Origin of the sequence: Streptomyces musisoli, from assembly GCF_016741855.1 — a bacterium.
In the GTDB taxonomy this organism is placed as follows: domain Bacteria; phylum Actinomycetota; class Actinomycetes; order Streptomycetales; family Streptomycetaceae; genus Streptomyces; species Streptomyces musisoli.
In genome coordinates, this window is record NZ_JAERRH010000006.1 from 173,596 (window position 1) to 198,750 (window position 25,155).

Sequence of the window (25,155 nt, forward strand, 5' to 3'; positions counted from 1 at the left end):
AACGGCACAGCCGGCACCTCCGCGAGATCGGACTCCCCACCGAAGCCGGACGATGCGCGGACCTGCTCGATCTCTGTGGTGCGCGGTCAGCGTGAGAGCGTGGCGACGGCCTCGGTGTGCACGCCGGGCGCGGCGGCCAGGAAGGTCTCGCTCTCCGGGGTCCAGGGGCGGCCCTCGGCGTCGGATATCCGCCCGCCGGCCTCGGCGACGAGCAGCGCCCCGGGGAGCAGGTCCGCGCGGGCCCCGGCGAACTGCCAGAAGGCGTCGATCCGGCCGGCGGCCACGTTCAGCAGGTGCAGGGTGGCGGGCACGGAGGTCCGCACCACGAGCGCATCGAAGAGCATCGCGGTGATCGAGGAGCCGATGCGCCGCACGACCTTCTCGTCCTCGTCCGGCCTGGCCTGGCTCGTGGCCACGAGGCTCAGGCCGAGGTCCGTGGTCTGGGACACGTGCAGCGGGCGGCCGTCGAGGTGGGCGCCGCCGCCGGCGAGCGCGGTGTAGGTCTCACCGGTCAACGGCAGGTGAACTGCGGTGAGCACCGGTTGGTTGTCGCGCACGAGAGTGGCGGTCACCGCCCACTCCGGCAGGGCGTGCAGGTGGTTGACGTTGCCTTCGGCCGGATCCAGGACCCACCACTCGCCGGGGGGCAGGGCCCCGCCCGCGAGCTCGTCCTCCACCACGCGGGCGCCCGGGCGCAGGAGGGTGAGGCGGGGGCGCAGGACGTCGAGGGCCGCGTCGTCGTTGGCGGCGAGCGCGCGCATCAGCTCTTCGCGGGTCTGGTAGCGGACCACGTCGCCGAACCGCTCCCGCAGCGCCGAAGCCGCCGCGCGCACGGCGATCGCGGTCTGCGCGAGCAGGTCGGCGTCGGACGCGGAGCCGGCGGTTGCGGCAACTCCGGTGGTCTGAATCGACTCGGGCATGACGGTGCTCCCATCTGAGCAGGGGGGTGATGAGACGGACCAGGCGAAAACCGTTCTTCTTTCGCGCCCGCATCTCGAAGGTAGGAGGGCCCGTCATTAACTGCAAGTGCATGTAAAGCACGGCTAGCATGAGTCTCATGCAATTGGATTTGAACCTGCTCGCCGCGCTCGATGCGCTCCTGGAGGAAGGCAGCGTGGCCGGAGCTGCTGAGCGCCTACACGTCACCGCCCCCGCGATGAGTCGAAGCCTCGGCCGGATCCGGCGCACGACGGGGGATCAGATCCTGGTGCGTACCGGGCGCACGATGACCCCGACGCCGTACGCGATCGCCGTCCGGGAACAGGTGCACGAGCTGCTGCAGCAGGTCCAGGGCGTGCTGGCACCGAGCCGCGAACTCGACCTCACGACGCTCGAGCGCACCTTCACACTCCGCTGGCACGATTCACTCGTCGCCCTCAATGGCCCCGCGCTTCTCGCGGCCGTACGCAAGCAGGCGCCGGGCGTGCGTTTGCGCTTCATCGCGGAATCGAGCATCGACACCCCCGAGCTGCGTCGCGGCGAGGTCGACCTGGAGGCGAACGCGAACCCCCCGACCGCACCCGACATTCGCGCCGATCGGGTGGCTGAGACCCAGCACGTCATCGTCGTACGGCGAGGGCACCCGCTCACCCGAGTCAAGGCTGTCACCGCCGCGCGGTACGCCGCGGCCGAGCACATCACCGTCTCGCGGCGCGGAAGGCTCGGCAACGCCCTCGACGACGCCCTCGCGCGGCTCGGCCTCACCCGACGGGTAGTGGCGACCGCGCCCACCGAAGGGGCCGCATTCGAGTTCGTGCGCAGCTCCGACCTCCTCGTCACAGCCCCCGAATCGACGACGTGTTCAGCGGCCACGGTTCTCGGTCTGACCCTGCTCCCACTGCCGCTGGAACTACCGCCGGCCGCGGTGTACCTGTCATGGCATCAGCGCTATGACACCGACCCCGCACACGTCTGGCTGCGCGATCTGGCGCGGATCGCGCTGGCGCCCCGACGTAACCCACACCTTGAAGATCTCTAGTCGGGATCAGCCATGGGGTCCCCCACTCTCTGGCGACTCGCACCCCGGTGGACACCGGTCGGGCTGGGTCCCATCCCGGTCAGGTCAGCGCCCAAGCGGCTGCGGGTGCAAGGGCTCCCTGCTCACGGCACCTTTACCTGCCCCCGCCTCCGTCCCCTGCCTCCCCGCCGCTTATCCGCAGGGCGTCGAACGCTGCTAGCCGATTCGTGTGCGCAGGTCTTCTAGTGCCGCTTTCAGTGCGTCCCCGGCCGCGATGGCCACGTCGGGCTCGACACCGACGCCTTCCCAGTTGGTGCCGGTGACCGGGTTGATCGAGCGGGCGGCGGGGACAGTCACGGCAACGTGCGGGGCGACCGGAATACGGTCCGTGGGATGGGCGCCACCGCGGGTGGTCTGGCCGATCAAGGTGGCGCGCCCCAGCACCTTCAGGTTGTACGCCAGTTCCTCTCCGCCGGAGAAGGTGAGGTCGCTGGTCAGCACGGTGACCGGGCGGTCCAGGTAGCGCGGTGCGGTCAGGTGCCCGAGGGTCCAGTACTGGCGGGTCGAGCCGGTGGCCCGCTGGTAGATGTCGTTGAGGTGCACCCCGTCGTCAGCGAAGAAGTAGCTGCACCACAACTGCACGCCCTCCGGTGAGCCGCCCCGGCACTGCCGCAGGTCGATGACCAATGCCTGGGTGGGAGCGAGCAGTTGCATGGCGGCAGCGATCGCGGGACCGCCCAGGTCGGCGGGGGCGATCATGCGCAGGTCGAGGTAGCCGATGTTGTCGTCGAGCTGCTCCACCCGCCGGACGCCGTAGTTGCTCTCCCTGGCGTACTGCGCGAACCGAGCGCGAGCGACGTCCTCCGGCTCCTCGTCCATCGACTGAGGTTCCTCGGACCACAGCAACCGCAGGTGTCTGTCCGGACAGACACTCTGGAGGTCGTCCGTGACTCGCTCGCACAGCTCCCGCAAGTCCAGGCCCTGATATGCGCCTTCGGCCAGCCGGCGCCGGATCGCCACGTCGATGGCAGCCGTCTTCTCGGGGAACACGTAACCGGCGGTGATCTTGGCCAGCGCGGCGTCGATTATCTCGTGATGAGTCGTCATGCGCGCGATGTTAGGCCCGAGTCGAACGCGTGCCCAACGGATTTCACGGCCGCTTCTTGATGTGCTCCGCTCACGGCTTCCTCGGCGATGCGCCTCCTGCGCACCGGACGCCGCGTGACGGCCCGGTGGAGACCGCCCGCCTCATCCGGACCGCCCGCCCGCGCCACACCGAGGAGTTCGGCGCCATGGCGGCGCAGGCGGGTGCTGCGGACCCCGGCGAGGCCAAGCATCCGGTCCGCACAGACTCCTTCGATCCGCGCTTCGCCCTCCAGCTCCATGCCGAGTTCGGTGAAGAAGGCGATGGCAGCCTCCAGGTCGTCGACGGCGATGCCCACGTTGTCCATCCGCTGAAGCGTCACGGGGTGCTTCTTCTTCGTCGCGCAGTCCGGTACTGGCTACCCGTACCCCTGTGGTGTGTGTCGGAAGTGCTCTAGGTTGGCTGAGGTGAGTGGGCGGGGGCGGAGCTATCGATATGTCGGACCGGTCGAGCTGCGGGCTGCGGTCCGGCCTGGTGACGGCGGGCGTCGGATCGGCTGGGCGGCTGACTTCGGTGAATGGGTCATGGAGCAGTCGGCGGCGGAGTTGGCCGAACCGTTCACCTTCGTGGTCGGTATGGACGGTGTGCTTCGGTTGGCGCCGCGGCGAAGCGAGCACGTGGCCTGTGCCGGCGGAGACATGGTGCTGAGTGCCGGCGAGATCGGCTTCACGTGTGAGGTGGGCCGGTGGACCGTGAGCGAGGTCAGCAACCAGTCCACCGGGTACTGCCCGGACGTCACCTCCTGGTCGGAAGTGGCCCGCGCTCTGGATGCTGCAGAGCTCCGGCGGCCCTCCGGCTTCACCCACGAGGTGGTGTTCCGGCGGTGTCCGGACTGCCAGGAGCACAACATCGTCCGCGAGGACCACTTCGTCTGCGTCTTCTGCGGCAGCGATCTGCCCGCGGCATGGAACGTGGATCCCGCCGCGTGACGACCAAGAGTCACAGCCACTCGCTGATGGCGGCGACGAGGACGGTCGCCTCGGAACCCACCGCGCCAGCGCCCAAGCCCGTGATCACCGGGACGAAGCTGTCGCTCCGTTGGGGTGCGCCACATGACCGACCGAGTCCCTGACTGTCCCGAGTGCAGCCGGCGCATGGATTTCGGCGGCCTTGTGCTGTGCGAGCGCGAGGACGACGGTCAGCGCACCTGCCGCGCGCTGTGGGGGTGTTCCCACAGACATCTAGCGCGCCAATCCTCTTGGCACGTCTTGGTTTCACCTGATTCGCCCAGACCACGCCCGTCCGGAGCGGACCCATGCGCAGCCACGGGCCGCCCTTGGGCAATAGCACTCCCGAGGTGGCTAGGCGTTACTTCTCGGCACGCTGGGTGATGGCCGCCTCGGTTCGGTCTCCCAGGAATTCGTACCACCGGCGTTCGAGGCAGACGTAGCGCACGTCCGCTTCGACGAGGCTGAGGAACCCCGAGACGGTCTCGGTGAGACGTTGCTGCAGCCCCGGGTCGGCCAGTGTTCCGTCTTCGGCGAAGGCCTGGTAGCTGTTGGCCACGCTGAACATGTCCGGGTAGACGCGGGTGCCCAGGTGTTCCAGGGGAATCCGCAGAGCCCACAACCCGCGGTTGCCGCCGACCAGCGACGGCGAGGCGGAGACGAGCAACGCGTGCTTGGTCTTGAAAGGCTGCGGCCGGACACGCGAGACCCAGTCGATCGCGTTCTTCAGCACTCCCGGCACGGAGGCGTTGTACTCCGGCGAGGAAATGACGAAGGCGTCGCTCCGCTCCAGCCGGTCGCGCAGGGCGAGGGCGCCGCGCGGCAGCCCTTCGCCGGTCTCCATGTCACCGTCGTACAAGGGCATGTCGAAGTCGCGCATGTTGGCGAGGTCGACGGCGGCACCGGTGTCGGAGATGAGCCGGGCGACGAGAGAGGCGAGGCGGGCGTTGGTCGAATCGGCGCGCAGGGCCGCGCCGAAGATCAGGAATCGCAGCGGGCCGGGAAGCGTGTCCGTGGGCATGGATCCGTCCTTCCGTCGCGAGCAAGCACCCCCGAGGGCGAGGGCGCCCCACCGACCAGTGTGATTCCCCGGCTGACGTCACGCGACAGGTGGCAGCCGCCGTATGTGCGGACGTCCGAGATGCAAGGTGGATCCTGTGCCGCGGCCTGCTTCTGCGAGGAATTTCTTCACATGGGTCTGCACATGCGTTCCTGAAGCGGCTACGACGCGAGACCGGGCGCCGTCGGTCTTCCCAGCGGCCCGCGGTCCGGGCCGGGGCGACGCGGGCGAAGGCGGTGGTCACCGGCGGGGAGTCGCCGTGCCGGTGCAACGTGCTTCTCCCCCTGGCCGTCTGGTGCATGGTCTCTTTCTCGCGAGCGTGCGCCATCCCTTGGTGATGTGTCACCATCCGCGCGTGGCCTCGGAGGTAGCTCTCTCGGGGGAGGCGGATCCTCTGCGCGGAGGACGTACGCCGCCGCTGTTCGGATCATGGTTGAGTCATGTCGATCATGCGTACATCCGAGCAGGCGGTGCGTCCCGTCCCGCCCCGCGCGGTCCGTATCGACCTGCGCAAGTGGCCCGGATACGTCGCTGCGGCATGGGGGTCGCTGTTCGCGATACCCAGTTTCGTCTGGGCGACGGGCAGTACCTTCGGCGCGCGGTCGACGGTGTCACCGTCACTGGTGAAGCTCGCTCACGACAGAGTGCCGTGGTTCCTTGCCGTCCTGGTGGTGACCGGCTTCCTGAAGCTGTTCGGGGCACTGGTCGGCATCGGCCTGACGCGACCGCGGGGGACGCGGATCAGCCGGCACCTGGTGTTCTGCGGCGGTGTCGCGGCCGGCCTGCTCACCTGGCACGGTGGGCTCTTCGTCGTCCATGGCGTGCTGGTCGAGGCAGGGGCCGTGTCGGTCGAGCCGGAGCTGGCCGGGCTGACCGGCTGGTACCTCTGGCTGTGGGGACCGTGGTTCGTCGTCGGCGGCCTGGCCTTCGCCGGGGCCACCGCGCTGTATGTCCGCCGCCGCGGTGACCGGCGCAGGTTGCGGCGCCACGGAGTCTGGGGCGCGCTCGGTGCGCTGGTCCTCTCCGTGGCCACGACGGTCGCCGGCATCGGTTGAGGACGTCATGTGACCGCACGAGCACGGCGACCGCCGACGACGATCGTCCGCGCTGCTCAAGGCCCCGCTCCGCGGGCGGGGCCTCAACCATGCATCACACGCTCGAAGTCGGCCTCGTCGTCGGCTACTCCTTGCCTGGTGGGGCTTCGACATTCCGTGGCCGGGGGCGCTACGGCCCTCAGCCCTGTGCGCGGGCGGTGCCCTGCTCGGCGCTCCTGACCCGGCCCTCGCCGGGGTCGCGGTCGAGGCGCTCGGTCAGCTCCCGCAGCCGGGCGCGGTACGCCTCGACGTTGCGGAGCTTGACCTCCTCGAACCCGCGGACCATGTCGGGGAGCGAGGCGATCTGCACGGCCACCGCGTGATTGGCGGGGGTGAGGCCGTCGAGCAGGTGGGTGACGCGCTCGGCGTACTCCTCCAGCAGTGCTCGCTCGACCTTGCGCACATGAGCCCGGCCGAACGGGTCGAGAGCGGTCCCCCGCAGCCGGCGCATGCCGTAGAGGGCGGTGAAGCCGGGACGGAACCAGCCACCGAGCCGGATCTTGCGCCGCATCCCGAGCGCCCGCAGCACCGGGGGCTGAAGGTTCCACTGCGCCCTCGCCCCGGGACCGAACTGCTCCGCCAGCTCGGCGGCGACGCCCTCGTCGAGGGCGAGGCGGGCCACTTCGTACTCGTCCTTGTAGGCCATCAGCTTGAACAGGTTCCTGGCCACCGCCGTGGCCAGGTCCTCGGTGCCGGGGACGGTCTTCCGCTCGCGCTCGCGGACCGCGTCCACCGTCTCGGCGTACCGGGCGGCGTACCGGGCGTCCTGGTACGCCGTCAGCTCGGCGATGCGGCGGGCCACGAGCTTGCCGAGCGGGCTGGGATCGCCCGACGTGTCCGCGGGCTCGGACCCGCGGGAGCCGTCCGTCCCGAGAGCGGCCGTCACCGCGCTCCGGTCGGCGACCCAGAGCCGCCCGTAGCGGAACGCCTGGAGGTTGGCCTCCACCGCGACTCCGTTGATCCGGACGGCTTCCTCGATGGCCGCGGCCGGCAGCGGGAGGGCGCCCAGCTGGAATCCGACGCCGACCAGGAAGGTGTTGAGGTACTGGTCGTCGCCCAGCAGGGCCAGCACGGTTTCCCGTGCGTCCAGCACCTCGGCGCCGGGGCGCACCCGTGCCAGCAGCCGCTCGCTCATGGCGGCGGTGTCGGGGAAGGTCTGGCGGACGTCGGCGACCATGTGACCGGTGGCGACCCGCGCGGTGTTGAGCACCGCCACCGTCCGGTCGGGGGAGGTCACGGTGAGGTTGGCCGCGTCGGCGGCCACCAGGATGTCGCAGCCGAGGTAGAGGTCGCACTCGCCGGCACCCAGTTTGTTGGTACGCCCCTCCCCCGCACGGTGGAAGCGGATGTCGGAGACGACCGCGCCGCCCTTCTGCGCCAGTCCGGTCTGGTCCAGCGAGCGCGGCGTCCAGCCGGCGAGCAGGCCCGCGGTGGCGAGGATCTGGGAGATCGTCACCACCCCGGTGCCGCCGACGCCGGTCAGCCGTACGCCGAAGTCGCCGCCCGTGACGGTGGGGACCGGGTCGGGCAGGGGGGCCTCACCGCACACGCGCGGGTCGCGGGCCGTACCGCCCGCGGAGCCCTTGGCGGACTCGACGCCGGTGATCGTCATGAAGGCCGGGCAGTCGCCCTTCAAACAGCTGTAGTCGACGTTGCACGAGGCCTGGTGGATCTGCGTCTTGCGGCCGAACTCGGTCTCGACCGGCTGGACCGACAGGCAGTTGGACTTGTGCCCGCAGTCACCGCAGCCCTCGCAGATGCGCTCGTTGATGAACACCCGGGTGGTGGGCTTGTCGAGCTTGCCGCGCTTCCACTTGCGCCGCTTCTCGGTGGCGCACTCCTGGTCGTGGACCAGCACGGTGACGCCGGGTGTCCCGGCCAGTTCCCGCTGCGCCTCCTCCATCCGGCCGCGGTCCCGGACCGTGACGTCGTGCGGCAGCCGCATGCGCCGGGTCCGGCGTACGTCGTCCGAGGTGACGATGATCCTGGCCACCTTCTCGGCACGCAGGACGTCGACGATCTGGCGGAGGTCCATGGCGCCGACCGCGCTCTGGCCGCCGGTCATGGCGACGGCGGAGTTGTAGAGCAGCTTGTAGGTGATGTTCACCCCGGCGGCCACGGCGGCCCTGATCGCCAGCGAGCCGGAGTGGTCGAAGGTGCCGTCGCCCAGATTCTGCAGGTAGTGCTCGCGCCGGGTGTACGGCGCCATGCCGATCCACTGGAGGCCCTCGCCACCCATCTGGGAGAGACCGGTGACCGTGCCGACCTGGTCCTCGTCCATGAGCAGGACCATGGCGTGGCAGCCGATGCCGCCGCCGACCAGCGAGTCGTCGGGCACCTTGGTGGAGCTGTTGTGCGGACAGCCGGAGCAGAAGTAGGGGGCCCGCTTGGGCAGGCTGATCAGCGGGAGCTGGGTGCGTCCCTCGATCCGCTCGGGGCGCTGCTGCTCGACCGGGACGCCTCGGGCAGCCAGCTCGCGGGCGAGCGGGCGGACGAGGATGTCGGCATCCAGTTCACCGTAGGACGGGATCAGCTCCTTGCCCTGCTCGTCCTCCTTCCCGAAGACCCGGGGAGCACCGGCGTGACCGTAGAGGGCTTCGCGCACCGCGGTCTCGATGAAGGAGCGCTTCTCCTCGACGACGATGATCTGGTCCAGGCCGTCGGCGAACTCGACGATCGTCTCGGCGTCCAGGGGATAGGGCATCGCGATCTTGAGGAGCCGGATGCCGGCCTCGGTGAGGCGTGCGTCGGTCAGGCCCAGCCGGTCGAGCGCGGCGCGCAGCTCGCGGTAGGTGCGGCCGGAGGCCACGATCCCTATGACGTCGTCGTCCCCGCGCAGTTCGACCCGGTTGAGCCGGTTGAGCCGGCAGTACTCGCGGGCCAGCCGCAGCCGGGTGGTCATCAGGTCCCGCTCCAGCGGACCGAGGGTGGGCTGGAGGAGCCGGGCGGTCGGCTCATGACGGCCCGAGCCCGGCGGGAGGACCGGCGCAGGACGCTCGGCTCCGAGATCGACGAGCGAGGAGCCGTCGGCGACCGCGGTCACGATCTTCAACCCCACCCACAGACCGCTGGCGCGCGACAGCTCCACCGCGTGGAGGCCGAGGTCCAGCACCTCCTGGGAGTCGGCCGGGTTGAGGAACGGAATGGCCAGGTCCATCAGCGCCAGCTCCGAGGAGCAGGGCACGCTCGACGACTTCGCGGCCGGGTCGTCGCCCACGAGGACCAGGGCGCCGCCCGCGGGGTGGGCGCCCATGAGGTTGCCGTGCCGCAGGGCGTCGGTGGCCCGGTCCAGGCCGGGGGCCTTGCCGTACCAGACGCCGAGCACGCCGTCGCGCGTGGCACCGTCGAGGGTGTTGACCAACTGGCTGCCCTGCACCGCGGTGGCCGCGGCCTCCTCGTTCAGCCCGGGCACGTGCCGCACGTCGTTGGCGTCCAGCAGGGACCGCAGGCGGCCCAGCTCCAGGTCGTAGCCGGCCAGGGGGGAACCCTCGTAACCGGATATGAAGGTGGCGACGTCCTTGCCGGCGGCGAGATCGCGCCGGTGCTGGTCGATCGGCAACCGAGCCAGTGCCTGGATCCCGGTGAGCTGGACGCAACCGGCCGTGGCCTGGTACCGCTGGCGGGGGTCGACCGGCACACCGTCGCGTTCACCGTCGTGAGGACGGAAGTCGGCACTGACGATGGTCGTCATCTCGCCTCCTGTTCATGCTGAGGAGCGCAGAGTGCGCTGGGGCACAGTCGCACCAGCATGGGCCTGTGGCCTGCCCCGGGCGCCGACAACTGATCCGTTGGACCAGAACATGCGGGCCATTGCTGGGCCATGTGATCCATCGGCTCAGGCCGGTGGCGCGTCAGGCCCCTCCGGACACCTCGGCGAAGGCCGCTGGGGCCCTCCGGAACGCGAAACGGTGGACGGGCCGGACCACGGGGTGGCCGGCCCGTCCTCCTCGGTGACGCCCGCGTGCGGTCAGTCGGATGCCGGTCCGGGGGCCTTCGTCTCGTTCGCCGCGAGGTCCTGGTCGACCAGGGACAGCAGCGAGGTGATGCGGCTCGGCAGCCGCTCACTGAGTGCGATCTCGGTACGGCAGCGCACCACACCGGGCAGTTGCAGGAAGCGCTGGATGATCTCCTCGACGTGCTCCGTGTCCCGGGCGGCGACTCGGCAGAGCACGTCACCTTCCCCGGCCGTCGTGTGGGCCTCCAGCACTTCGTCGACGAGCACCAGGGCCCGTGTCACCCGTGCGAGCTGTCCCTGTGCCAGGTGCAGATGGATGAACGCCAGGATGGGGAAGCCGAGCTGTGCCGGTGAGATCCGCGGCGCATAGTCGGTGATCACACCGAGCCGCTCCAGGCGACTCATCCGCGTGTGCACCGTCCCGCGGGCGATGCCGAGTGTGCGGGCGAACTCGCGCATCCCCGCTCGGGGCCGGGTGAGGAGTTCTCGCAGGATGGAGACGTCCAGGGTGTCGAGAGCGGCCACGATGACCTCGCAATATCTCGGTGAGGAAGGGTTTTCTCGGTGCGCGGCCGAGCGGGTGGTCGACCGGGTCGTCCCGCTGCTCCCCCGGTCTGCTCCGTCGTCCGTACGGACACGTCGCACGACGGTCGGGCGGAGGCACGCGGGCGAGCCCGCGGGAAGCGGTGGGGAGGCTGTGGCGGTGCTCTCCGTGCGTCCTCGCGATCAGGTCACGATGCGCGGCATGGAGCGGCCACGATGCGGTGGCGCAGGTCGGCGGCGTGGGCGGTTGCCGGCCTGGACGATCGGCGTGCTGACATCACATCCTGGCCTCCGGGACGGACACACGGCTTGCCTCGGCCGCCGGTGGAGTGCCGATGGTAATGCAAATCCCTGGATACATAAACGGTCGGGATACGGGGCGGCCGGTCCGGTGATCCAGTGGCCCAGGCGGGCCCGTCGGCCCCTTCCCTCACGTTCTCGCGCCGTCGCCGAACGTCTCCTCCACCCTTCGGGACCCGCGCCACCGCCGACGTCCGCGACGTCCCGCGCGGGCGGCGAACATATCCCCCGCCCGGCGCGCCCGCCCCGGCCGCCCACCCGCGACCCCGTCGAACAGATGTCCTGTCGGGTGGGTCTTCCGCCGAAAGCCCTCCGGCCTCACCGAAAGCCGGTGGGCGGAGCGGTACGAACAAGCCCGTTCCGACGCCCCGCGAAGCGGCCGCGGCGATGATCCACAACGTCTCCACGAAGCGGAGCCCAGGGTCGTGAGCAGGGCGTTCTCAGCGGTGACGGCGATGACGTCCGCGTGACGACCAAGCGCCGAGCTTCGCATGCCTGAAAGCTTGAACACAAATTACACACATCCCCTCTCCAATTCCGGTTCCGATGGTCTAGATTGACCGTGCTTCAGCTGTTCGCACCTGAGGCAGCCCTTAATGATCTATGGGTCCGGCGCTATGGAAAGGCAGCAGTCGCGTCCCCGGCGCCCGACGTGGGGGTGATCAAATTCCTGGAGCCCTGAAGGGGGCCTCGAGTGCGGGGAGCACCAGAGGTTTCCGCGGGTTCCCGCGCACTTCGAGAGTCCGGCAGGGCATGCGTGTCACTGCCACCAGGGTGGGTTGTTCACATGGCTCCGCGAAAGCGGGATGCCATGCGCGGAGGGTGGGGGCCTTCCGCAAGGAGGCACGGCGCGGCGCGGGGGACTTCCGCAAGGAGGAACAGCGCTGCGCGGGGCCTCCCTAAGGGGGAGCAGGGCGGGGGGCGGGGGCCTTCCGCCTGGAGGAACAGTGTGAGGCGAAGACGTCGAACCACTGGAACCTGGGGGGTTCTGTGCGGCAAGGGGGAGCAGTCAGCTCGTTTCCGTCGGCGCGCGAGCGTGTGGCGGACGGGACAATCAGCCATCCCACAATCGGCTGGGAACAGCGGTACCGCCGTACCGTGATCATTAGCGATACTGTGACCACCGCCTTCGTGGTGGCGGCCATAGGCAACTTCTTCGGGGCTCGGGACGCGGCCAACTGGCACGAGAAATGGGGAATTCTCGCATTCGGCACCGAGCTGCTGGTACTGGGGGCGCTTGCGGTGAGCCGGTCGTGGGCTCCGGCCGTTCTCGGCCAGGGCGCGGAGGAATTCCGCCGGCTCGGACGCTCACTGTTCATGGCGACCGTCGCACTGGCACTCGGCGGAATCGCACTCACCTCGCGCAACATCAAACTCTGGATCTTCGTCGCGATTCCCGCGATCGCGCTCGTCACCATGACCGCCCGCTATCTGCTGCGCCTATGGCTGCACAAACAGCGGAAGGAAGGGCGTTGTCTGAGACCGGTGCTCGCCGCCGGAAGCCTGGCCACCGTGCGCGACCTGATCACCCGGACCCGCAAGTTCCCGCACCTCGGCTGGCGGGTGGAAGCGGTGTGCACGACGGACCTTCTCGGACTCGACGCCGGCCAACTGGACGGAGTGCCGGTCGTCGGCCCACTGGCGGACGTCGCCAAACACGTCCGCCACGACGGCTACCGCGTCGTCGCGGTCACACCCGACCCGCACTGGTCACCTGACCGGCTGCAGCGGCTGGCCTGGAACCTCGAGAGCAGCGACGCCGAGATGGTCGTGGCCCCCGTGCTGATGGAGGTGGCCGGCCCGCGGCTGCACGTCGACGCGGTACTCGGGATCCCGCTGCTGCGGGTCAGCATGCCGACCTTCACCGGGGGCCGCCGGGTGGTCAAGGAGGTCGTCGACCGGATGGGCGCGACGCTTCTGCTGATGCTGTTCGCGCCGCTGATGGTGTTCGTCGGGCTGCTCGTGATGGTGGACAGCCGGGGTGGGCCGTTCTACAGCCAGCGCAGGGTCGGCAAGGACGGCCGCGAGTTCACCATCCTCAAGTTCCGCACCATGGTCACCGGTGCCGACAGGGCGCGTACCGCGCTGGCCGACCGCAACGAGGGCGCCGGCCCGCTCTTCAAGCTCCGCCGGGATCCGCGGGTGACCCGGGTGGGAGCGGTGCTGCGCCGGTACTCGATGGACGAGCTCCCGCAGCTGTTCAACGTGCTCACGGGATCGATGTCGCTCGTCGGTCCGCGGCCTCCGTTACCGGAGGAATGTGCCGCGTACGACCCGGACATCCGGCGGCGGCTGCTGGTCAAGCCCGGACTCACCGGCCTGTGGCAGATCAGCGGACGCAGCGACCTGCCGTGGGAGGAGGCCGTCCGGCTGGACCTGCGGTACGTGGAGGACTGGTCGCTCGCCCTGGACACAGTGATCTTGTGGAAGACGCTGCGTGCGGTGCTCCGGGGGCAGGGGGCCTACTGATGCGCGGGGGCCGGCGTCCGGCCGGCGCACGCAACGCAGGCCGGCAGGGCCTGCCTGGGGGGAGGAACGGGTCATGAGAGTCAGCGTTTTCGGGCTCGGCTACGTGGGCTGCGTGTCGGCCGCGTGCCTGGCCAGCATGGGCCACGAGGTCATCGGGGTGGACGTGAACCAGGTGAAGGTCGACCTGGTCAACGACGGCAAGGCCCCGGTGGTCGAGGAGCGGATCGGCGAGCTCATCGCCGAGGTCGTGCGGACCGGAGCGTTACGCGCCACCGGCGACGTCCGCGAGGCGGTCATGGGCAGCGAGGTGTCGCTGGTCTGCGTGGGCACCCCGTCGGAGCCCAACGGCAGCCTGTGCACCACGTACTTGGAACGGGTCACCGAGCAGATCGGCGCCGCGCTGGCCGAGGGGGCCGAGCAGGGGGGACGGCACACCGTGGTGTTCCGCAGCACCATGCTGCCGGGCACCTGCCTGAACCTGCTCGTCCCGATCCTGGAGAAGTACGTCGGCGGCACGGCCGGCGTGGACGTCGGGGTCGCGGTCAACCCGGAGTTCCTGCGCGAGGGCACGAGCGTGCGGGACTTCTTCGACCCGCCCAAGACCGTCATCGGCGAACTCGACCCGGCGAGCGGCGACACGGTGACGGCGCTGTACGACGGCCTGCCCGGCGAGGTGTTCCGTGTGCCGGTCCCGACGGCCGAGGCGATCAAATACGCGGACAACGCCTTCCACGGCCTCAAGATCGGTTTCGCGAACGAGCTGGGCGCCGTGTGCCAGGCCCTCGGGGTGGACTCGCACCAGGTGATGGACGTGTTCCTGGCCGACCGCAAGCTGAACATCAGCCCCGCCTACCTGCGGCCCGGCTTCGCCTTCGGCGGCTCCTGCCTGCCCAAGGACCTGCGCAGCCTGGTCCACGCGGCGCGGCGGGCCGACGTCTCGGTGCCGATCCTCTCCCATGTGCTGCCCTCCAACTCCGACCATCTGCAGCGTGCGGTGGAGCTGGTCGAGCGCACCGGCAAGCGGCGGGCGGGCCTGTTCGGGCTGTCCTTCAAACCCGGCACCGACGACCTCCGCGAGAGCCCGCTCGTCGAGCTGGCGGAGAGGCTCTTCGGCAAGGGGTACGACCTGAAGATCTACGACGCCAACGTGAGCCTCTCCCGGCTGCTCGGCGCGAACCGCGAGTACATCGAGACCCGGCTGCCGCACCTCGCGCAGCTGCTCGCGGACTCCGTCGACGAGGTGCTCGAGCACGCCGAGGTGTGCCTGGTCGGGACCAGGGACCCGGCGGTGCTGTCGGCGCTGCCCCACGGGGACGGCCCGGTGATCGTCGATCTCATCCGCCTTCCCGACGCCGAGGCGCGCCGGGCCGAACCGGGGTACGTGGGCCTTGCTTGGTGACACATCGTTGGGTGACAGGGCCGGCGACGGGCGCGGCCGGCGTGCGCTGGTCCTGGTGGAGAACCTGTCGGTGCCGTTCGACCGGCGCGTGTGGCAGGAGTGCACGACGCTGCGCGACGCGGGCTGGGAAGTGCACGTCATCTGTCCCCGGGGGGAGAAGCGGGACACGGAACCGGAGGCGGTGATCGACGGGGTGCGGATCCACCGCTACCCCTTGCGCGCGGCCACCGGAGGACCGGCCGGCTACCTGCGGGAGTACGGCTCGGCGCTGTGGCACACGGCCCGGCTGGCCCGCAAGGTCGGCCCGGTCGACGTGGTGCACGCCTGCAACCCGCCCGACCTGCTGTTCCTGCCGGCACTGTGGCTGAAACGGCGCGGGGCACGGTTCGTCTTCGACCAGCACGACCTGGTGCCGGAGCTGTACCTCTCCCGGTTCGACCGCGGCCAGGACCTGCTCTACCGCGCCGTGTGCGCGCTGGAACGGCGGACCTACCGGGCCGCGGACGTCGTGCTCGCCACGAACGAGAGCTACCGGGACGTCGCGCTGCGCCGTGGCGGCAAGCGACCGGAGGACGTCTTCGTGGTGCGCAGCGCACCCGCGGTCGACCGGTTCCAACCGGTTCCACCCGAGCCGGAGTTGAAGCGCGGCAAGCCCCATCTGCTGTGCTACCTCGGCGTCATGGGTCCGCAGGACGGCGTCGACTACGCGCTGCGGGCCCTCGCGAAGCTGCGCGACGAGTTCGGGCGGACCGACTGGCATGCGGTGTTCGTCGGCGCGGGCGACGCCTTCGACGCGATGGTGGAGCTGTCCGGGCGGCTCGGTCTCTCCGAGCAGGTGCAGTTCACCGGGCGCATCCCGGACGCCGACCTGGTGCGCTACCTGTCCACCGCGGACGTCTGCCTCTCCCCCGACCCGCACAATCCGCTCAACGACGTGTCGACCATGAACAAGGTCCTGGAGTACATGGCGATGGGCCGGCCGATCGTCTCGTTCGACCTCCGGGAGGCGCGGGTCTCCGCCGGTGACGCCGCCGTCTACGCGCCCGCCAACGACGAGGCCGAGTTCGCGGGGCTCATCGCGCTGCTGCTGGACGATCCGGAGAGGCGCGCCCAGATGGGCAAGACCGGCCAGGAGCGGATCAGCGGGCCGCTGTCCTGGCGGAACTCGCAGGCGTCGCTGCTCGCCGCCTACGCCGCCGCCTGCCGTGACCAGGCGCCGGTGTCGGCGGGCGGCCCGAACCGGGCAGGGAGAAGGCCGCGCAGTTGAGCGATGACACCATACGCCTGGTCACGATCGGGCGGATCATCCGTCGGCGCCGGCGGCTTCTCATCATCCTCACCGTGGTGGGAGCGCTCGTCGGCTACGGCACCTCTTTCCTGTTTCCGCCCCGGTACACGACGTCGGCGTCGGTACTGCTGCCGGGGGCGTGGGAGGAGCGCGAGCTGCTGACCCAGGCAGAGATCGCGACCAGTTCGGTGGTGCTCGACCGCGCGGCGGCCACGCTCGGCTGGCCCGGGGTCGGCGGCAGCGGACTACGGGATCAGGTGAGCGCCACGGCCACCGACGGGAACATCATCAAGGTCTCGGGAACGGCCGACACCCCGAAGCGCGCACAGCAGCTCGCCGACCAGGTGGCCCGGCAGTTCGTCACGTTCGCCGCGCGGATCGCGGGCGACGACACCGACCCCGAGGCGGCGGCGCAGCCCGAGGCACTGCGGCAGATGGTGGTGCGGACCAGCCGCCGCATCACCGAGCTGGCCGACGCGGCCGGTTCGGGGCAGACCGTGGAGAGCGTGCAGACCCGCACCGAACTCGCGAAGCTGCGCACCGCGCTCCAGGAGGCCATCAACAAGCTGGACGAGGCCGACCCGGCCGCCGGCCAGGCGAACCTGGTCGTCATGGGGCCGGCGGCCCGGCCGGCCGGCGAGGCACCGCCGACGAGGATGCAGCTCATCGTCGCCGGGGCGCTGCTGTTCTTCGTGCTCGCGGTCATCGGCCATCTCGCCGCCGCACGGATGAGTCGCCGGCTGCGCACCGAACCGGAGATCGCCGCGGCGCTCGGCTCGGAGCTGCTGGGCACCGTCGACGTACCGGGTGAACGGCCCGCGCACCGGCCGGAAGGCAGTGGCCCGCGGGCCCGGTTCCGCCGGCTGCTGGGCGTCGACATCCGGTGGGACGTACCCACCCCGCGGGCGTCCGGTGACGAGGCCGGCAGGCGGATCCGCTACCGGCGGGTGTGCGCCCGCCTCCGCGACCGGTTGCCGGAACCCCGGCGGCTGCTGCTCGTGGTCCCGGACGGCGACGAGACCGCCCGCCGGGCCGCGGAGCAGCTCGTCGCCGAGGCCGAGAGCGATCCGCTGTTCCGGACGGCGGGGGTTTCGGTGTCCCGGCCGATGGTGCCGGACCGCGACCACGAGTTGGGTGCCCTGGTGGTGCTCAGCGCCGGCAGCTGGACCGCCGGGGAGCTGGCCGGCATCGCCGAGGCGTGTGCGGACGCGGGGCACGAGGTCGTCGGCATCGTCCTCGCCGGCCCGGTCCGGGTCCGTGCGACGCGGTCTGCCGGCCGTCCTCGGGAAACCGCCACGCCGGTGTTCGCGGTGGACGACGCGACAGGAGGATCAGGGTGACGACGAGTACCACTTCGCAGTCGTCGGCCGCCGCTCCGCTGCTGGACCTCCAGGCGCTGGTGGTGTCGGTACGCAGGCGGCGCCGCCTGTGGTGTTCCATGGCGCTGCTGGGGCTGCTCGCCGGCGCGGCGCTGGCGGTCCTGCTGCCGCCACCGCCGACCGCGGTGACCAAGGTGCTGGTCGCGCACCAGGAGGACCAGCCGAACGACCCCGGAACGCTGATCCGCACCGACGTCGCGCTGCTTCAGACCACGCGGATCGCCGACAAGGCCCTGAAGTCCCTCGGGTCTCCGGCCAAGCCGGAGGACTTCATGAAGGACTACGGGGGTATCGGCCTGACCAACAATCTGCTCCAGATCAATGTGACGGGTGAGAGTGACGCGGAAGCGGTGGCCCGTGCCAAGGCGCTGGCCGATGCGTTCGTCGCGGACCATGTGAGGCGGATCCAGGAAGCGGCGAACGCCGAGGCCAAGAGCCTGCTCGACCAGCGTGACCGCATGCGGGACGAACTCGCCCAGGTCGACAAGGCGATCGGGGACGGATCGGCGGAGAGCGGTCCGAAGGCATCGGCGAACATGGAGTCGCTCTTCGCCCGCCGGGCCGAACTCACCTCGCGGATCGGCGACTTCGCCCAGCGCGCCGCGGAAGCCCGGATCGGCACGCCCCGGCTCGTCGCCGGTACCCAGATCGTGGACGCCCCGCGCGCGGTGCGGCACTCCCTGCCCAAGGCCGCTGTCACCGACGCCACGATCGGGCTCGTCCTCGGGCTCGTCCTCGGGCTCGTGGTGGCGGCGGTCGGCTCGGTGGTGGCGGACCGTCCCGTGCTGCGGCGGGAGATCGCGGCGAACCTCGGTGCCTCGGTCATCGCGGAGCTGCCCCGCCGGTCGGCGAGGCCCTGGCGGCGCCGGCGGATCCGGACGGAACGCGAACGGCTCACCGTGTTTCTGACCCGCGCCGTGCGCAGCTCCGCGGAACCGGTGTCACTGCTGGAACTGGGCTGTGCGCGCAGCACGAGCGTGATCGCCCTGGACCTCGCCCGGGCACTGGCGGCGGAAGGGCCGGTGACCGTGATCGACGGTCTGCCCGGCCGCCGGCCGGCCAGGCGCCGCGCGAAGCCGGGAGACCCGCCCGTGGTCGGCGGCGAGCGTGCCGCGGCCGTGCCGGACGAGGAACGCCGGGTCGGCGTCGGCTCGGTGGCCCCGGGCACGGCGTGGACCGATCTCCAGTACCTCGGCACCCGGACCGTGCTCGTCGTGCGTGCCGGGCACGGCAGCGCCGCATGGCTGCACACCGTGGCGCGGCAGCTCGCGGACCAGCGCATCCCCGTGATCGGTGTGGTGCTGATCGACCCCGATCCGCGGGACCGGACCGACGGCACGCTGTGGGACGGGCCGCACACCGCGCTGCGCGGCCAGAACGAACGGCTGTCCCGGCAGAACGGTGGGGGTACCTCCCACGCCGTTCAGGCAGTGGGGGACGGACGGCACCGGACGGAGCGGCTGCCGATGCGGGCGGCACGGGTCCCGGACAGCGACCAGGAGGCGCGCTAGCACATGTGTGGCATCGCAGGCACTTACCGATGGCCGGACGGGAAGGCCGTCGCCGACCGGCTCACCGAGACCCTGGCACATCGCGGTCCGGACGGGGCGGGCCGGTACAGCCACCCCGCCGGTGACGGCGAAGTGCACCTCGGGCACCGCCGGCTGGCCATCATCGACCTGTCCGAGACCGGCGCCCAGCCGATGGTCTCGGGCGGCCTCGTCCTGACGTACAACGGCGAGCTGTACAACGCGCCCGAGCTGCGTGCCGAGCTGGCGGCCGCCGGGGTGCGCTTTCGCGGCACCTCCGACACCGAGGTGCTGCTGGAGGCCTGGCGGCGCTGGGGCACGGACTGCCTGCCCCGGCTGCGCGGCATGTTCGCGTTCGGGATCTTCGACGAGCGAACCGGTGAACTCGTGCTCGCCCGCGACCAGCTCGGCATCAAGCCGCTGTTCCTGCTCCGGCGCGGCGGGGGTCTGGTGTTCGCCTCCGAGCTCAAGGCGCTCGCCGCCGTGACCGGCGGGTCGCTGGAGGTGGACCATGCGGCGCTGGTGGCCTCGCTCCTCTACTACTGGGTGCCGGACTCGCGGTGCGCGTTCCGCGAGGCGGAGAAGCTGCCGCCGGGGAGCTGGCTCCGGTGCCGCCCCGACGGGCGGGTGGAGCGCGGCCGGTACTGGCACCTGAAGGACGTCGCCGCCGAGGCCCAGGAGCGGGCCCGGAGCGGCGAGCGGCCGGATGTCGCCGCCGCGGTCGAGGAGTCGACCCGGCGCCACCTGCTCTCCGACGTACCCGTGGCGACCTTCCTGTCCGGCGGGCTGGACTCCAGCTATCTGACCGCGCTGGCGGCCCGTGACCGGCCCGGGATCTCCGCCTACACGATCGGTTTCCGCGCCGAGGACGCCAGGTTCGAGGCGATGCCGGACGACCTGCGCTATGCCCGGCACGTGGCCGAGCGGTTCGGTGTCGACCTGCACGAGATCGAGATCGCCCCGGACGTGCTCGACCTGCTGCCGCGGATGACGTACCACCTCGACGAGCCGATCGGCGACCCCGCCGCGATCAACACGTTCCTGATCTGCTCGGCAGCCCGGGAGGCCGGGGTCAAGGTGATGCTCTCGGGGATGGGCGCCGACGAGTTGTTCGCCGGGTACCGCAAGCACCTGGCCAACCTGCTCGCGCTGCGCTACCAGCGTGTCCCGCGGCCCCTGCGGCGGGGCCTGTCCAGGGCCGTGGACCGGCTGCCGGTCGCCACGGCCCGCCGGGGGTACCGGTCGGTGCGCTTCGCCAAGCGGTTCCTCTCCTTCGCCGATCTGCCGGAGGAGACCGCGTTCCGGCGCAGCTACACCATGTACGACCGGGACGAGCTGCTCGCCCTGGTCGATCCGGACCTGGCCGGGACGGTCGACGACGTGCTGACCGAGCACGCGGACACCTACGACGACAACGACCTGGACGACTTCGTCAACCGTATGTGCCTGGGTGACGCCCGGATGTTCCTGCCGGGCCTGAACCTCACGTACACGGACCGGTCGAGCATGGCGGCGTCGACCGAGGTGCGGGTGCCGTTCGTGGACGTCGAGGTGGTCAAGGCGGCGTTCGCCGTGCCCGGCGATCGCAAGATCGTCGGACGGCAGGGCAAGGCCGTCCTCAAGGAGGCGGCCGGCTCGATCCTGCCACGGGAGATCGTGTACCGGCCCAAGGGCCTGTTCAGTGCCCCGCTGCGCGCCTGGATGAGCCGGGATCTGGCACCGCTGGTGCGCGAGGTGGTCAACGACGGCGAGCTGGTCCGTTCCGGGTTCCTGCGCCGCGACGCGCTGGCGCGGCTCGTCGCCGAGGACGCGGCCGGGCACCGGGACTTCTCCAAGCATCTGTGGCATGTGCTGACCCTCGAGTACTGGTATCGCGACGCGACCTCTGGGTCCGGCCAGAGCACTCGGTTAACGGCTTAGGAATCAGAGGAGTTCGGGTGAAACAGGTTGTGCAGAACTACAAGAGCGGCGAGCTGGCGGTGCTCGACGTGCCGGTGCCGGGGTGCAAGCCGGGCGGTGTGCTGGTCCGCAGCGCCTACTCGCTGATCTCCACCGGTACCGAGCTGATGAAGGTGTCCGAGGCCGGCATGTCGATGCTGGGCAAGGCCCGTTCCCGGCCGGACCAGGTGGCCAAGGTCATGCAGAGCGTGGCCACCAACGGGGTCCCCGCGACCTACCGCAAGGTGATGGGCAAGCTGGACTCCTACACGCCGCTGGGCTACTCGCTGTGCGGGGTGGTCGAGCAGGTCGGCGCGGGGATCGACGATGTGAAGGTCGGCGACCTGGTGGCCTGTGCCGGCAACGAGCACGCGTTGCACGCCGAGCTGAACTGGGTGCCGAAGAACCTCTACACCCCGGTGCCGGACGGCCTCGCGCCGCGGCACGCGGCCTTCGGCACCGTCGGCTCGATCGCCATGCAGGGCGTCCGCCAGGGCGAGCCGCAGCTCGGCGAAGTGGCCCTGGTCATCGGCCTCGGACTGATCGGGCAGCTGGTGGTGCAGCTCCTGGCCGCCTCCGGCGTCCGTGTCGTCGGCGCCGACCCCGACCCGGCGCGCTGCGAACTCGCCGAGCGCCTGGGCGCCGCGGCCTGCGGCGACCCGGCCTCCGCCGCCGTGGAGAACGCCGTCGCCGAACTCACCGGCGGTCACGGCGTGGACCAGGTGTACCTGGCCGCCGGCGGCGGCAGCAACCAGCCCGTGGAGCTGGCCGCCCGGCTCTGCCGGGACCGCGGCCGGGTCGTCGACATCGGCAAGTGCCGCCTGGACCTGCCGTGGAACGCGTACTACGAGAAGGAACTCGACGTCCGGTTCTCCCGCAGTTACGGCCCCGGGCGCTACGACCCGGAGTACGAGCTGGAGGGCCGCGACTACCCGATCGGCTACGTGCGCTGGACCGAGCGCCGCAACCTGGCGTGCTTCCTCGACCTCGCCGCCCGCGGCAAGATCGACGTGGAGCCCCTGATCTCCCATGTCGCCGACTTCGACGACGCCGTGGAGACCTACCGGCGCCTCAAGGACGGCGAGCTGAAGGCCGTCACCGCGCTGTTCCGCTACCCCGAGCAGGCGGAGGAAGCCGGGGAAGCCAAGGCCCCGGCGGTCGCCGTCCCCACGGTGAGCGTGAAGCCGAACCCGGCCCGCTCTGCCAAGACGCCGGTCAAGCTGGCGTTCGTCGGCGCCGGCAACTACGCGACGTCGATGCTGCTGCCGCACCTGGCACAGCGCGACGGCGTCGAGTTGTCGACCGTCGTCACCACGACGGCGCTGTCCGCGGCCAACGCGCAGCGGAAGTTCGGCTTCGCCGACGCGACCACCGACCTCGACGCCGTGCTCGGCGACAAGTCCATCGACGCCGTCTTCGTGGTCACCCGGCACAGCTCGCACGCCGACCTGACCCGCAAGGCACTGCTGGCGGGCAAGACGGTGTTCGTGGAGAAGCCCCTGGCGCTCACCGAGGACGAGCTGGCCGGAGTGCTCGCGGCGGTGGAGGAGTCCGGCAACGACCGGCTCCAGGTGGGCTTCAACCGCCGGTTCGCGCCGCTGCTGCAGGAGGCCAGGAAGCAGTTCGGCACCCGCTCCGGCCCGGCGAGCCTGCGTTACCTGGTCAACGCGGGTCAGCTGCAGCACGGCAGCTGGTACCTCCAGCAGGGCACCGAGGGTTCACGCTTCGCCGGCGAGGGCGGCCACTTCATCGACACGGCGAGCTGGCTGCTCGACGCCGACCCGGTGTCCGTCTACGCGGTCGCCCCCTCCGGCAACGAGGACCTGCAGGTCGTGCTGCGCTACCCGGACGGGTCCACCGCCACCATCAGCTATGTCACCACCGGGGCGCCCGGCTTCCCCAAGGAGACGCTGGACCTGGTCGCCGACGGCAAGGTGCTGCGCCTCGACGACTTCGTCCGCGCCTCCGTCTACGGCCGCAAGAAGTGGGTCAGTTCACGGCTGCCCAAGGCCCGCGACAAGGGCCAGAACGCCGAACTCGCCGCATTCATCAAGGCCGTGCGGACCGGCGGCCCGATGCCGGTGCCGCTGGAGTCGCTGGTCGCCACCACGGCGGCCACCCTCGCCGTGCAGACCGGTCTGGCCGGCGGCGCGCCGGTGACGTTGGCGAGGGCGCGATGACCATGAGCGCGGGCTGGTACCTGCGGCGGCTGTCCCGGATGGGGCCCGGGGAGGTCGGGGGCCGGGCGGTCGACGCGGTGCGCAGGCGGCGGTGGCGGTCGGTGCGGCCCACCTGCCCGCGCGTGACCGGCGCCCGGTTCACCTCGGTGCTGCCCGCCGGGACGATCGCCGCGGTGCCACCGGACGCCGCGAAGCGTCTCGTCGCCGAGGCGGACCGGCTGATGGCCGGGCACGCCGAGTACTTCGGGGTGGTCCGCGACGACCTGGCCGACCCGGACTGGTGGTACGACCCGAAGACCGGGCGCCGGGCTCCGTGGGGCTACGCCTTCGACGTGCCGTACCGGAACGAGGACGCGGTCGGGGACATCAAGCAGATCTGGGAGCTGTCCCGGCATCAGTACCTCACCGTGCTCGCCGCCGCCTACGCGCTCACCGGGGACGAGCGATACGCCGAGCGGGTCGCCGGGCACCTGCGGTCGTGGTGGGCGGGCAACGCGCCGCTGCGCGGAGTGCACTGGACCAGTGGCATCGAGCTGGGGATCCGGCTGCTGTCCTGGGTGTGGATCCGCCGGCTGCTCGACGGCTGGCCGGGCGCGGCCGGGCTGTTCGAGGGCAACCCGAAGGCGCTCCACCAGATCTGGCACCACCAGCGCTGGCTGGCCGCCTTCCCCAGCCGGGGGTCTTCGGCGAACAACCACGTCATCGCCGAGGCCGCCGGGCAGTTGGCCGCGGCCTGCGCGTTCGGGTGGTTCCCCTCCTCGGCGCGCTGGCGGGACGACGCGCTGCGGTCGCTGGAGAGGCATCTGCGCGGCAACACCTTCGGCTCCGGCCTCAACCGCGAGCTGGCCACCGAGTATCACGGACTGGTGCTGGAGCTGGGCCTGGCCGCGGTGGCCGAGGCGGATGCCGCGGGCGTGCCCGTCCCCGGGACGGTCCGGCTGGTGCTGCTGCGGATGACCGACGCACTCGCGGCCATGGTGGACAACCGGCTGCGGCCGCCCCGCCAGGGGGACGCGGACGACGGGCACGGTCTGGTCGTGGACGGTGCGGGCACGGACCGCTGGGGGTCGCTGCTGGCCACCGGGGAGGCCGTGTTCGGCCGGCTCGCCTGGTGGCCGGAGGTGACCGGCACCGATGTGCGCACCCCGCTGCTGGCCGCGCTCGTCCAGCCGTACCCGAAGGACGGGACCGCACGGGCCGTGTCCCGCCCGGCGAGCCGGCCGGCCCACTTCGCCGACGCGGGCATGACCATCCTGCGCGGCCCCGAGAAGATCTGGTGCCGCTGCGACGGCGGTCCGCACGGCTTCCTGTCCATCGCCGCGCACGCTCACGCGGACGCGCTGTCCGTGGAGGTCCGGCACGACGGGGTCGACGTGCTCGCCGACCCCGGGACGTACTGCTACCACGGGCAGCCCGAGTGGCGGCGGTACTTCCGGTCGACCCTCGGCCACAACACCCTCCGGCTGGACGGCGGCGACCAGTCCGTCTCCGGCGGCCCGTTCCTGTGGACCCGGCACGCCCGCAGCCGCGTCCTGGTCGCGGACGCCTCCGGAGCCTGCGACGGGGGAACGTCCCGCTGGTGCGCCGAGCACGACGGTTACCAGCGCTCCGTGCACCGCCGCCGGGTGGAGCTGACGGCCGCGAGCCAGGAGCTGAGGGTGGTCGACGAGGTGCGCGGCGAGGGCCGGGCCGTGCAGCTTGCGTTCCACCTCGGCCCGGCGGTCTCCGCGGACCTGGAGGGGAACCGGGCGGTGCTCACCTGGACCCGGGACGGCGAGGACCGCTCCGCGGAACTCGACCTGCCCGGACAGCTGCGCTGGCGGGCGCATCGCGGGGAGAGCGACCCGCCGCTGGGCTGGTACTCCGCCGGTTTCGGACGCAAGGAACCCGCCACAACGCTGGTCGGCACCGGTTTCGCCGACGGCACGGAGGAGTTCACCACCGTACTCAGGTTCCGCGATTAGGGAGGAAGG

General features: G+C 71.2%; 17 protein-coding genes. 11 read left to right on the forward strand and 6 right to left on the reverse strand.

Features of this window, described 5'->3' with window-relative positions; genetic code table 11:
- Nucleotides 1-86 precede the first annotated feature (86 nt).
- Entirely contained in the window at nucleotides 87-920 is an 834-nt protein-coding gene (locus JK361_RS18425; RefSeq protein WP_201819216.1) for an inositol monophosphatase family protein, read from the reverse strand.
- A 137-nt stretch (nucleotides 921-1,057) separates the two neighbouring features.
- Between JK361_RS18425 and JK361_RS18430 the strand changes: the two genes are divergently transcribed.
- Entirely contained in the window at nucleotides 1,058-1,978 is a 921-nt protein-coding gene (locus tag JK361_RS18430) for a LysR family transcriptional regulator (protein ID WP_201819218.1), read from the forward strand.
- A gap of 195 nt (nucleotides 1,979-2,173) precedes the next feature.
- Here the strand turns inward: JK361_RS18430 and JK361_RS18435 are convergent, their stop codons facing one another.
- Together JK361_RS18435 and JK361_RS41295 are read right to left on the reverse strand one after the other, a co-directional pair.
- Nucleotides 2,174-3,064, reverse strand: coding sequence for a S41 family peptidase (locus JK361_RS18435; protein WP_201819219.1), 891 nt, complete (start codon nucleotides 3,062-3,064; stop codon nucleotides 2,174-2,176).
- A complete protein-coding gene (locus JK361_RS41295; protein WP_307787270.1) occupies nucleotides 3,061-3,423 on the reverse strand; it encodes a VOC family protein in 363 nt (120 codons plus the stop codon). The genes JK361_RS18435 and JK361_RS41295 overlap by 4 nt, the downstream gene beginning before the upstream one ends.
- A gap of 85 nt (nucleotides 3,424-3,508) precedes the next feature.
- Here JK361_RS41295 and JK361_RS18445 point away from each other — a divergent pair, with 85 nt between their 5' ends.
- On the forward strand, nucleotides 3,509-4,030 hold the full coding sequence (locus JK361_RS18445) for a hypothetical protein (protein ID WP_201819221.1): 522 nt from the start codon (nucleotides 3,509-3,511) through the stop codon (nucleotides 4,028-4,030).
- 379 nt (nucleotides 4,031-4,409) lie between these two features.
- Here JK361_RS18445 and JK361_RS18450 read toward each other — a convergent pair whose 3' ends face one another.
- Nucleotides 4,410-5,069: an NADPH-dependent FMN reductase gene (locus JK361_RS18450; RefSeq protein ID WP_201819223.1), complete on the reverse strand. Its 660-nt coding sequence runs from the start codon at nucleotides 5,067-5,069 to the stop codon at nucleotides 4,410-4,412.
- 479 nt (nucleotides 5,070-5,548) lie between these two features.
- On the opposite strand from JK361_RS18450, the gene JK361_RS18455 reads away from it, so the two are divergent.
- Entirely contained in the window at nucleotides 5,549-6,163 is a 615-nt protein-coding gene (locus JK361_RS18455; RefSeq protein WP_236053176.1) for a DUF3995 domain-containing protein, read from the forward strand.
- 178 nt (nucleotides 6,164-6,341) lie between these two features.
- Here the strand turns inward: JK361_RS18455 and JK361_RS18460 are convergent, their stop codons facing one another.
- Both JK361_RS18460 and JK361_RS18465 read right to left on the reverse strand, forming a co-directional pair.
- Nucleotides 6,342-9,893 (reverse strand): indolepyruvate ferredoxin oxidoreductase family protein, encoded by a 3,552-nt coding sequence (locus tag JK361_RS18460; protein WP_201819224.1) that lies wholly within the window; start codon nucleotides 9,891-9,893, stop codon nucleotides 6,342-6,344.
- 276 nt (nucleotides 9,894-10,169) lie between these two features.
- Nucleotides 10,170-10,682, reverse strand: a complete 513-nt coding sequence (locus JK361_RS18465; RefSeq protein ID WP_307787271.1) for an Lrp/AsnC family transcriptional regulator — start codon at nucleotides 10,680-10,682, stop codon at nucleotides 10,170-10,172.
- Nucleotides 10,683-11,990: 1,308 nt separating this feature from the next.
- Between JK361_RS18465 and JK361_RS18470 the strand changes: the two genes are divergently transcribed.
- The 8 genes from JK361_RS18470 (at nucleotide 11,991) to JK361_RS18505 (ending at nucleotide 25,146) form a co-directional block, all read left to right on the forward strand.
- Nucleotides 11,991-13,469 carry a sugar transferase gene (locus tag JK361_RS18470; protein ID WP_201819226.1) on the forward strand — a complete coding sequence of 493 codons (1,479 nt, stop codon included), beginning with the start codon at nucleotides 11,991-11,993 and terminating at the stop codon, nucleotides 13,467-13,469.
- Nucleotides 13,470-13,542: 73 nt separating this feature from the next.
- Nucleotides 13,543-14,868 (forward strand): nucleotide sugar dehydrogenase, encoded by a 1,326-nt coding sequence (locus tag JK361_RS18475; RefSeq protein ID WP_201819234.1) that lies wholly within the window; start codon nucleotides 13,543-13,545, stop codon nucleotides 14,866-14,868.
- The gene (locus tag JK361_RS18480; protein ID WP_201819236.1) at nucleotides 14,858-16,135 is read left to right on the forward strand and encodes a glycosyltransferase family 4 protein; all 1,278 of its coding nucleotides are present in this window, start codon (nucleotides 14,858-14,860) and stop codon (nucleotides 16,133-16,135) included. Before JK361_RS18475 ends, JK361_RS18480 begins: the two co-directional genes overlap by 11 nt.
- On the forward strand, nucleotides 16,132-17,496 hold the full coding sequence (locus JK361_RS18485) for a Wzz/FepE/Etk N-terminal domain-containing protein (protein WP_201819238.1): 1,365 nt from the start codon (nucleotides 16,132-16,134) through the stop codon (nucleotides 17,494-17,496). Before JK361_RS18480 ends, JK361_RS18485 begins: the two co-directional genes overlap by 4 nt.
- Complete coding sequence (locus JK361_RS18490; protein WP_201819239.1) at nucleotides 17,493-19,046, forward strand: Wzz/FepE/Etk N-terminal domain-containing protein; 1,554 nt, start codon at nucleotides 17,493-17,495, stop codon at nucleotides 19,044-19,046. The genes JK361_RS18485 and JK361_RS18490 overlap by 4 nt, the downstream gene beginning before the upstream one ends.
- A 3-nt stretch (nucleotides 19,047-19,049) precedes the next feature.
- A complete protein-coding gene (gene asnB, locus JK361_RS18495) occupies nucleotides 19,050-20,984 on the forward strand; it encodes an asparagine synthase (glutamine-hydrolyzing) (RefSeq protein ID WP_201819241.1) in 1,935 nt (644 codons plus the stop codon).
- Between the two features lie 17 nt (nucleotides 20,985-21,001).
- Complete coding sequence (locus JK361_RS18500) at nucleotides 21,002-23,182, forward strand: bi-domain-containing oxidoreductase (RefSeq protein WP_201819243.1); 2,181 nt, start codon at nucleotides 21,002-21,004, stop codon at nucleotides 23,180-23,182.
- Nucleotides 23,179-25,146 (forward strand): alginate lyase family protein, encoded by a 1,968-nt coding sequence (locus tag JK361_RS18505; protein WP_201819245.1) that lies wholly within the window; start codon nucleotides 23,179-23,181, stop codon nucleotides 25,144-25,146. The genes JK361_RS18500 and JK361_RS18505 overlap by 4 nt, the downstream gene beginning before the upstream one ends.
- Nucleotides 25,147-25,155: the final 9 nt, after the last annotated feature.

What these genes read in the sequence shown, in the direction of transcription:
- JK361_RS18475 (WP_201819234.1), top strand. Translation starts at nt 13,543, where the DNA reads ATGAGAGTCAGCGTTTTCGGGCTCGGCTACGTGGGCTGCGTGTCGGCC.
- JK361_RS18430 (WP_201819218.1), top strand. Translation starts at nt 1,058, where the DNA reads ATGCAATTGGATTTGAACCTGCTCGCCGCGCTCGATGCGCTCCTGGAG.
- JK361_RS18435 (WP_201819219.1), bottom strand. Translation starts at nt 3,064, where the DNA reads ATGACGACTCATCACGAGATAATCGACGCCGCGCTGGCCAAGATCACC.
- JK361_RS18425 (WP_201819216.1), bottom strand. Translation starts at nt 920, where the DNA reads ATGCCCGAGTCGATTCAGACCACCGGAGTTGCCGCAACCGCCGGCTCC.
- asnB (WP_201819241.1), top strand. Translation starts at nt 19,050, where the DNA reads ATGTGTGGCATCGCAGGCACTTACCGATGGCCGGACGGGAAGGCCGTC.
- JK361_RS18450 (WP_201819223.1), bottom strand. Translation starts at nt 5,069, where the DNA reads ATGCCCACGGACACGCTTCCCGGCCCGCTGCGATTCCTGATCTTCGGC.
- JK361_RS18505 (WP_201819245.1), top strand. Translation starts at nt 23,179, where the DNA reads ATGACCATGAGCGCGGGCTGGTACCTGCGGCGGCTGTCCCGGATGGGG.
- JK361_RS18460 (WP_201819224.1), bottom strand. Translation starts at nt 9,893, where the DNA reads ATGACGACCATCGTCAGTGCCGACTTCCGTCCTCACGACGGTGAACGC.
- JK361_RS18455 (WP_236053176.1), top strand. Translation starts at nt 5,549, where the DNA reads ATGTCGATCATGCGTACATCCGAGCAGGCGGTGCGTCCCGTCCCGCCC.